Here is an 8,035-nt window from a genome sequence, read left to right on the forward strand (position 1 = left end):
CCGCCACCACGACGCCGTCGATCACCACCACCAACAAGCTCAACTCGCCGGTCCCGGCGAGGCGATGACGCACGCCCACCCACCGGAGCAACCCACCTTGACTTCGCCCTCATAGGTTGCTCAGCGCACGGCGAGGTGCACGTGATCAGGGACGAGGGGGGACGATTGGTCGTCCATCAGGATGGGACCGGTGGCGAACACTCCCCGTTCACGGGCGGCGCGCATCACCTCGTAGGCGCCCTCCACGTGTTCGGAGGTGACGGGCTCGCCGGCGATCCGTCGGATGTCCGCTGCGCGGCCGGAAGCGTGTTGGGTGGCCGGGTCGTCCTTCAGCCGTTCGGACGGGTAGGAGGCGTAGCCGCTGGTGAGCAGGGAGACCTCGATCTCCTGATGGCAGGCAAGCGCCGTCAGGAGCTGGAGTAGCTGATCGCCGACGCGTCCCGCCACGACGTCGGAGCGGGCGGGCCCGGACAGGACGATGCGATGGTTGTCGAGCACCTGGCGGGCAGCGGGGGTGGGCGCCGCGGTACCCGGCGGCGCGGGCGTAAGGGCAGGCGTCGGAGAGGGGACCACGACCCAGGTCCCGGCGTCGTCCTCGACGAGGTCGACCCGGACCGCGATGTCCCGGACGGTGACGCCGAACGGTTCTTCGAGCGTCTGGCGAGCAGTCACGATCGTCGAACGCTCCTGCGGCCAGGTGTCGGCCACCTGCACACCGACCACCGTTGTCCGTGCTGCCGGGGCTGTGGCCCACAGCTCGGGCGGTGGCTGCTTCGCCGTCCCCGCGGTCCACGACCCGACCCGCTCCGCCCAGTCCGCGGCGGCTCGCTTCGGGAGTAGGTAGGGCTCGCCCGGAGCGTCCCACGCGCTGGGTGGGGGGAGCGAGCCGTGTCGGTTGGCAGTGCCTTGGTGAGCCAGCGCGGACGGCGGACCTGCGGGAAGCAGGAGTGCCATGAGCAGGGCCACGACGCAGGCTCGACCGACCGTGCCGGTACCGGCTCGTCGCTCGGGGGACATGGTCACCTCGAGCGGCGGTGGGACAGGAGCCGGTGGGAGATGCCGCGCGCCAGGCCCGCGGCGACCGACACGGGGCCGCGGCTGGATCCGGGTTCGCGCGCGTACCTGGTCGGCATCCCGAGCACGACGAAGCGCCGGACGTAGTCCTCAAGCTCGTCCGGGTCGCCGGCGAGCAGACGCGCGTAGCCGTCGCGGGTCAGGCGTTCTCCCGCCGAGGTGTAGCTCAGCATCCCGGAGTTCTCGAAGGCGTACCAGGTCGACGGGAACGAGAAGGACAGGCACACCTCGTCGCCGTCCTCGCGGACCGTGAACAGGGGGCTGATCGTGAGGGTCCCGGCCGCGTGGGGCGGCAGGACCCCCTCGAGTTGCTGGTGGTCGGTGAAGATCGAGACGTCGAGGCTGCTCACGATCGAGAGCCACTTGTGCATCTCGACTTCTTCGGGCTCTCGCTCCTCGGCGAGCTGCGGGCCGAAATCGGCGAGGTATCCGGCAATGAGCTCGTCCTCCGAGAGGATGCGGCCCGGCGCTCCTCGCAGGAGCTCGAGATAGCCGGCGGGGTCGCGCTCGTGGTCGGAGTCGCGCGGTTCGAGCAGGGCGTTGCCGATGCGGTCGAGGATGACCGTGTCGGCCTGGGCGGCTCGGCGCATCTCGTCGAGGACGGTCTGCTGGTCGGTGAAGTAGTGGAACGCGTCTCCGCAGACGGCCGCTGCGAAGGCGTCGTCGTGGAAGGGCAGGGAGGTGATCTCGTCCGAGCAGACGAAGGTCTGGCCGGGCGCGATGTAGCGCCGTCCGACCCAGAGTTGGAAGAAGTTCCGGTCGACGCCCACGACGTCGGTGGAACGGTCGCGGCTGGCGAGATGGTGCATGACGTGGCCGTAACCGCAGGCGAGGTCGAGTACGGGCCGTGGGTCGGTCGGTAGGGCATGCAGCAGCGAGAGCGTCGCCAGGTGCCGCGGCTGGCCGAATCGGGCGAAGAAGTAGGCGAACAGCTCGCCGGTGATCCGGTTCGAGGAGCGCCGGTAGGCGAGTTCCATCCAGTCCTGGGCGGTCAGGGCGTCGAGGTCCTCGAGCATCGCGGCGACCTCGGCGCGTCGCGCGGCCAGGGCGAGGTGTGGCCACGGGCCGCGGGTGAACGGCAGGCGGAGTCCCGGGCGGTCGCCGAGTCCGAACGGGATCGGCGGAGGGAACGCGAGCATCTCGACGAGCGCTTCGAGACACCGACCGCGCTCCAGGAGTTCCACGAGATGCTCGACGGTGGGCCCGTCGACCTCGGTCCGCCCGGTGATGTGGTCCTGCTGATCGACGCGGCTGCTTCGCAGCACGGGGATGCCGTCCAACACCGGGTAGGTGCTGCAAGGGCACCGCAGAAGCCCGAAGCTGCCGCCGGGCAGCGGTTGGGAGGCGTTCGCTCGAAACGCGAGGGGTTGGCGGCATCGCGGGCACCGAAGCTCGACCTGCCAAAGCGGCGGCTGGGCGACCTGCAGCTGGACGACGGGAACTCCGAACTGATGCGGCAGCGACGGCGACGTTGACATGGGACCTCTGGGGTTGGCGGCGGCGACGGAGCCGCGGACCGAGCGGGGGACGGGGTTCTCGGGCGCCTCGACACCCGGCAGCTGCTTGTTCTGTGCGGCAGTGCCGGACTGGCCCGGTGGAGCGCGGCGCGGCTCCGCCGAGCCCGGGCTTCCGAGGGAGGACCCGGGCGCGAGCCCGACCGGGTGCGGCCGGTCGGGCGTCGAGGCAGGGACGGGTCCTAGGAGACGGCTTCCATCTCGAGCTGGGCGCGGGCCTCGCGTGCGCGGAACCACTCCAGCGTGCGAGCGAGCCCGACCGGGAGCGGCGTGCGCGGCTGCCAGCCGAGCGTCCCGGTGGCGTGAGTGAGGTCGGCGATCCGCGCGACGTCGTTGCGCCGGTCCTCGAGCCGGCCGAATCCGAGGTCGCCGTCGTAGCGGGCGACCTTGGCGAGCAGCCGCACGGTGTCGGCGATCGTGGTGGAGGTCCCGGAGCCGATGTCGGCTACGAGGCCGGGCGCCTGCGGGTGGGAGGCCGCCGTCAGGAACGCGTCGCAGACGTCGTCGATGTAGACCCAGTCGATGGGTCGGCTCCCGCTCGCGAGGCTCGGGGCGCGACGACGGAGCAGGCTGGTGGCCACGTGCGGGACGAGCTTGCGTTCGTCGGTCTGTCCGGGCCCGTAGACCATGGCCAGCCGGAGCACCGTGACCGGCAGGTCCCACTGGTCGGCGAACATCCGGGCGTAGCTCGTGGTCGCGGCCTTCGCCGCGGCATAGGGCGAGCAGGGCGCCTCGTCGGCAACGTGGGGTTCCTCCACCGACCCCGCGAGGACCAGTCGGGAGACCCCGACGTCGCTCGCAGCGGCCATGATGTTCACCGCGGCGCGGGTGTTGTCCTCGAGCATGGGCAGGGCGAGCGCGACGTCCCGGTGGCCCTGGACCCGGCTCGCGAGGTGGAAGATCACCTCGGGGGCGACGTCGCGGAAGACCGATCGGACGGCGTCGACGTCGACCAGGTCGCACCGGTGCCAGGTGACCCGGTGAGCGGGCCGGCGGGCGACCGCGACCGACGGGACCGGCCGCTGGTCCTCGGGGCGGATCAGGGCGTGCACGTCAGCGCCGGCGTCGAGCAGGGAACGGACCAGGCGGGAGCCGATGAAGCCGCGAGCTCCTGTCACCAGGACACGGCGACCGGTGAGGGCGTGGTGCGGGCGGGCCTCGGCGATGCGGGGACGCGGGTTGGGGGACGGGGTGGTCGGTCGGACGATCATGCGGGCCTCACGGAGGTGACCGGACGCGGGGTCCGGCGCGGACAGGGCACCGTCGGCGCCCATCGCCGAGACCTCCGCCGGGGACCCGCGCAGCGTCGCTGCGGTACGCCGCGGTCACGTCGACCGAGTGGGTCGACAGGGAGGCTCAGACGATGCAGGCGCGCGTAGCGGGCGGGCCGCGGCGCGTGAGGCTCTGACTGAGCAGGAGATCCCGGTGGCGCGGCGGACCGTTCTGCTGCTCGCGCCGCCGGTGCCGGACGACAAGCGGTCCGGCGGGCTGCTGGGTACGCGAGAGAACGACGAGGGCGCGCTGCACGGTGCGAGCGATCACCACACACAGCGGTTCGCTCGCGGCGACCGCGACCACGAGGACGGCGATGACGACATGGATCGCGATGGCGAAGAAGTTGTCGGGCACCGTGTGGGAGTGGGGGAGCGTCTCGGCGCCCGCCTGGGAGAGCTTGGTCAGGGCGTGTACGGCAGGTTGGCCGATCACGACCAGGTTCATGGCGGCGAAGACCTGACTGGCGCGTCCCCGCAACCAGAAGCGCCCCAGCCCCACCGTCGCCGCGGCCAACAGCACCATCAACGTATGGGTCGGCGGTTCGTCGGCGAGGACGTCGAAGACCACCGCCAGCGCGACCACGGCGGACGCCGAGAGCATCAACCCCGCTGAGCACACAAGGGAGTCACGGTGTGTGACCTCCTGACGGCTCATACTCCGAACGGTAGCAGGAGGAGCGTCGGTCGACGTGAATCGTCGACGCTCGGTGCCGGTGCGGTCCTACTCGACGCCTCCGGGTGACCCTCGTCCCGCCTCCGGGCACGCCCTCGGCGCGAGCGCGCGGTGTTCGTGTCCGTACGATCGGTGGCGTGTCCGGGCAGCGTCGCGGTGGTGCGCCGATGGCGGCCGCCTTCGAGCTACCGGGGGCCGCGACGAGCAACGCCGGTTGGCTGCAGCGCGTCGGGTTGCTGGTCCTGGCGGTCTTCGTCGCCGTGATGCACCACGTCGTGGGTTCCCACGCGCACGGTGGAGACGCAGCCTCCATGGCCGTCTCCCACGCGCACTCGGGCACGGCGAGCCCTGTCATGCACGCCTTCCCGTCAGGTCCCCTCGGCTCGCAGGAGAGCGTCGTCGGCTCGCCGTCGACGCTCCCGCAGGCCTCGGTGGACGCACGGTCGGACGCGGCCGTCGTGCCTCAGGCGGCTTCGCTCGAGTTGGCAGGCCACGCGATGGCCATGCTGCATCTGTGCCTGGCGGTATTGGCGGCGGTGGCCGCCTTGGCGGCGCTCCTTCTGATCGCCGTCGCTCTCGCCGAGCGCACCGCACCCGGGATCACCCCGACTGGCTGGCTTTCGCGCGGTCCCCGCCCGCCTCCCTCCGCGCGCAGGCAGGCGCGCCTTCAGGTCCTTCGGCTGTAGGCCGGCCCACCGTGTCGTCGCAACTCGACGACACGGCGCCGACCCATGCCCGCACACGCCGCTGCCCTGGCGGCGTGCAGCTTGAAGGAGCTCTACTTCCGATGCGTACCCGACTGATCGGCGGCGTTCTCGCCGCCGCGACCGCCGCTGCGGTGGCGGCCGGTTGTTCCAGCACCTCCTCGGCGCCGGCACCGACCCCCGCGCCGTCCCCGTCGTCGTCGTCCGCCGCTGCCGCCGCGCCGGTGGCGCCCGAGCACAACGCGGCCGACGTGACGTTCGCCCAGAGCATGATCCCGCACCACACCCAGGCCATCACCATGTCGCAGCTCGCTCCGACGCGTGCGGCCTCGCCCGAGGTCAAGGAGCTGGCCACGAAGATCGAGCAGGCCCAGGGCCCGGAGCTGAACCAGATGAACGCGATGCTGGCGGCGTGGGGAGCGCCGGCCCCGCAGCCCGGAAGCACCGCCATGCCGGGGATGCCGGGGATGCCGATGGGCGGGATGTCGATGCCCGGGATGATGGGCGAGGGACAGATGCAGCAGCTCTCGTCGCTGTCCGGTGCAGCGTTCGACCAGACCTTCCTGCAGATGATGATCGAGCACCACAGTGGCGCCATCCAGATGGCCCAGACCGAGCTGGCTCAGGGGCAGAACCCCCAGGCCAAGCAGCTCGCCCAGGCCATCATCGAGGACCAGCAGTCGGAGATCCTCGAGATGCAGGTCCTGCTCGCACGGGCATAGCCCGATAAGCAGGGGCGTCGACGGGCGCACCAACCGCGTCCGCCGGCACCCCTGCTGCGGCTGACCACCGTCAGTCGACGACGTGTGGCCGAGCAGCAGGCCGGGCGAGCACGCCACGCGCAGCACGTCGAGACCGACGCCTTCTCACTGCCCTGGCCGCCCGCCTCGCCGAGGAGCCGCGCCATTGCCGGTGCCAGGATGATCGGGTTGGAACGACGGCGGCGCGAACACGACAGCCGAGGGCTCAGCGTGGGTGCTCGCCCACCGCTCCAACGCCTACCTCGTGGAGCCCGCCCTCGGAGGCGGTCGTCCACGCCGGCTCCACGACGTGCACCTCGACGTCGACGCGGCTCAGCCACGGCAGCCCGCTGAGACTTGCCCGCCGCGGTCACCTGGCCGCCGCTCACATCGCCCGGGCACCGAAAGACCACTGTCACTGAGCCCGGCGCGTGACCGACACCCAGCGGCAGCGCGTGCCCTGCCGCGCTGTGGGCGGCGCCTCGACGCGGCTCGCAGGCGCTCACCCGGTGGGGGAAAGAGCGCAGTGATCAACGCTCTTGGGCATGGAGACCTCGCGTCCGCGGAGCATCGAAACCGGTACCCGTAGGGGGTATACGTACCGACGGCTCGCTGCCCCTCTCCCGCGCACGTGGCGTCATTCCACGGTGGTGACCGAGTCTCCTCGCCCACGACTGAGCCAACTCTTCGCAGCTCGGGCGGCTTGATGGCGCTGGGTGGGGAGCCGTGCAACCGATCCAGCGACATCGCCTGGGCGAGCCCACCTTGAGGTGGCCTTGATACCCATACCCCCTAGGGGTATATGTTGAGGCGAACGAGGAGGACGCCATGCACGGCTACAGCGATGACAAGGACGCCTACCTGAAGCGGATGCACCGCATCGAAGGTCAGGTACGCGGTCTCGCCCGGATGATCGAGCAGGACAAGTACTGCATCGATGTCCTGACGCAGGTCTCGGCAACGACCCGCGCCCTCGAAGAAGTGGCGCTGGAGCTGCTGTCGGACCACCTGGGCCACTGCGTGACCGAGGCAGTAGCCGAGGGCGGTGACGTCGCCGAGCGCAAGGTCGCCGAGGCCAACGCGGCCATCGCCCGCCTGGTCCGCGCCTGAGGCCTGTCCCCGGGCCGCACACATGACCGCACGCCGAGGAGCAGATCGTGAGCACGTCCACCGCTACCTACACCGTCACAGGAATGACCTGCGAGCACTGCGTGCTCTCCGTGCGCGAAGAGCTCGAAGAGATCGCGGCCGTCACCGCGGTCGACATCGACCTCGACACGGGCACGGTCAGCCTGACTGCGTCCGAGCCGATCGCCTCCGACGAGGTACGCGCCGCCGTGGAAGAGGCCGGGTACCGACTCGTTGAGCCCGCGGCATGAGTGCCGCACCTGCGCTCCGGGCCCGGTTCGGCGCATCAGTCGCCCGATGGTTGGAGCGTCCGATGCCGCGCCTCGCCGGGTTCGGCGCGGCCCTTGCGATCGCCCTCGCTGCCGGCGCCGGGCTCGGCGTCGCCCTGGGACCGGACAGCGTGCCCGTTCCGGCCGCGCCCGCGTCGCACAGCACCACCACCACCCACTGACGGCCGACCGACAGGGAGGAGAACCCGCGATGAGTACCGACACCCAGACCTCACCCGCGAGCACCGACGGCGAACAGCACGTCGAGCTGGCCCTCGGCGGCATGACCTGCGCCTCGTGCGCCAACCGCATCGAACGCAAGCTCAACAAGCTCGACGGCGTCCAGGCGTCCGTCAACTTCGCTACCGAGAAAGCGCGCGTCACCTATCCTGAGACCGTCAGTACCGCTGACATCGTCGCTGCGGTCGAAGCCGCCGGCTACTCGGCCGCACCGCCGGCGGAGCGCGACGCCGACAGCGCCGCCGACAGCACCGCCGACGACCCTGAGGCGGGGGGCGAGGCCGCCCAGCTGCGGACCCGGCTCGTCGTCTCGTTGGTGCTCTCGGTCCCGACCATCGCCCTCGCGATGGTCCCGGCCCTGCAGTTCACCTACTGGCAGTGGGCGTCGCTGACGCTCGCCGCGCCGGTGATCATCTGGG

Annotated in this window: 10 protein-coding genes; 6 read left to right on the plus strand and 4 right to left on the minus strand. The window is 71.3% G+C overall.

The genetic code is table 11. The features are described from left to right. Positions 1-120 precede the first annotated feature (120 nt). From LN037_RS31850 to LN037_RS31865, 4 genes are all read right to left on the minus strand, one after another. Positions 121-714, minus strand: a complete 594-nt coding sequence (locus LN037_RS31850; protein WP_230761102.1) for a hypothetical protein — start codon at positions 712-714, stop codon at positions 121-123. Positions 715-1,019: 305 nt separating this feature from the next. Further along, the gene (locus LN037_RS31855; RefSeq protein WP_230761103.1) at positions 1,020-2,357 is read right to left on the minus strand and encodes a class I SAM-dependent methyltransferase; all 1,338 of its coding nucleotides are present in this window, start codon (positions 2,355-2,357) and stop codon (positions 1,020-1,022) included. Between the two features lie 413 nt (positions 2,358-2,770). After that, on the minus strand, positions 2,771-3,862 hold the full coding sequence (locus LN037_RS31860; RefSeq protein WP_230761105.1) for an NAD-dependent epimerase/dehydratase family protein: 1,092 nt from the start codon (positions 3,860-3,862) through the stop codon (positions 2,771-2,773). 82 nt (positions 3,863-3,944) lie between these two features. Beyond that, the gene (locus LN037_RS31865) at positions 3,945-4,517 is read right to left on the minus strand and encodes a hypothetical protein (RefSeq protein WP_230761107.1); all 573 of its coding nucleotides are present in this window, start codon (positions 4,515-4,517) and stop codon (positions 3,945-3,947) included. Between the two features lie 155 nt (positions 4,518-4,672). Between LN037_RS31865 and LN037_RS31870 the strand changes: the two genes are divergently transcribed. The 6 genes from LN037_RS31870 to LN037_RS31895 all read left to right on the plus strand — a co-directional run. Then, positions 4,673-5,221: a hypothetical protein gene (locus LN037_RS31870; RefSeq protein WP_230761109.1), complete on the plus strand. Its 549-nt coding sequence runs from the start codon at positions 4,673-4,675 to the stop codon at positions 5,219-5,221. A 101-nt stretch (positions 5,222-5,322) separates the two neighbouring features. Further along, positions 5,323-5,961 (plus strand): DUF305 domain-containing protein, encoded by a 639-nt coding sequence (locus LN037_RS31875; RefSeq protein WP_230761111.1) that lies wholly within the window; start codon positions 5,323-5,325, stop codon positions 5,959-5,961. 846 nt (positions 5,962-6,807) lie between these two features. Continuing rightward, complete coding sequence (locus LN037_RS31880) at positions 6,808-7,089, plus strand: metal-sensitive transcriptional regulator (RefSeq protein ID WP_230761113.1); 282 nt, start codon at positions 6,808-6,810, stop codon at positions 7,087-7,089. A gap of 44 nt (positions 7,090-7,133) precedes the next feature. Then, a complete protein-coding gene (locus tag LN037_RS31885) occupies positions 7,134-7,358 on the plus strand; it encodes a heavy-metal-associated domain-containing protein (RefSeq protein WP_308286223.1) in 225 nt (74 codons plus the stop codon). After that, positions 7,355-7,558 carry a hypothetical protein gene (locus LN037_RS31890; RefSeq protein ID WP_230761115.1) on the plus strand — a complete coding sequence of 68 codons (204 nt, stop codon included), beginning with the start codon at positions 7,355-7,357 and terminating at the stop codon, positions 7,556-7,558. The genes LN037_RS31885 and LN037_RS31890 overlap by 4 nt, the downstream gene beginning before the upstream one ends. 29 nt (positions 7,559-7,587) lie before the next feature. Continuing rightward, positions 7,588-8,035, plus strand: a 448-nt coding sequence (locus tag LN037_RS31895) for a cation transporter (protein WP_230761117.1), incomplete at its 3' end; no start/stop codon positions are given.

This window comes from Actinomycetospora soli, from assembly GCF_021026295.1.
Lineage (GTDB): Bacteria > Actinomycetota > Actinomycetes > Mycobacteriales > Pseudonocardiaceae > Actinomycetospora > Actinomycetospora soli.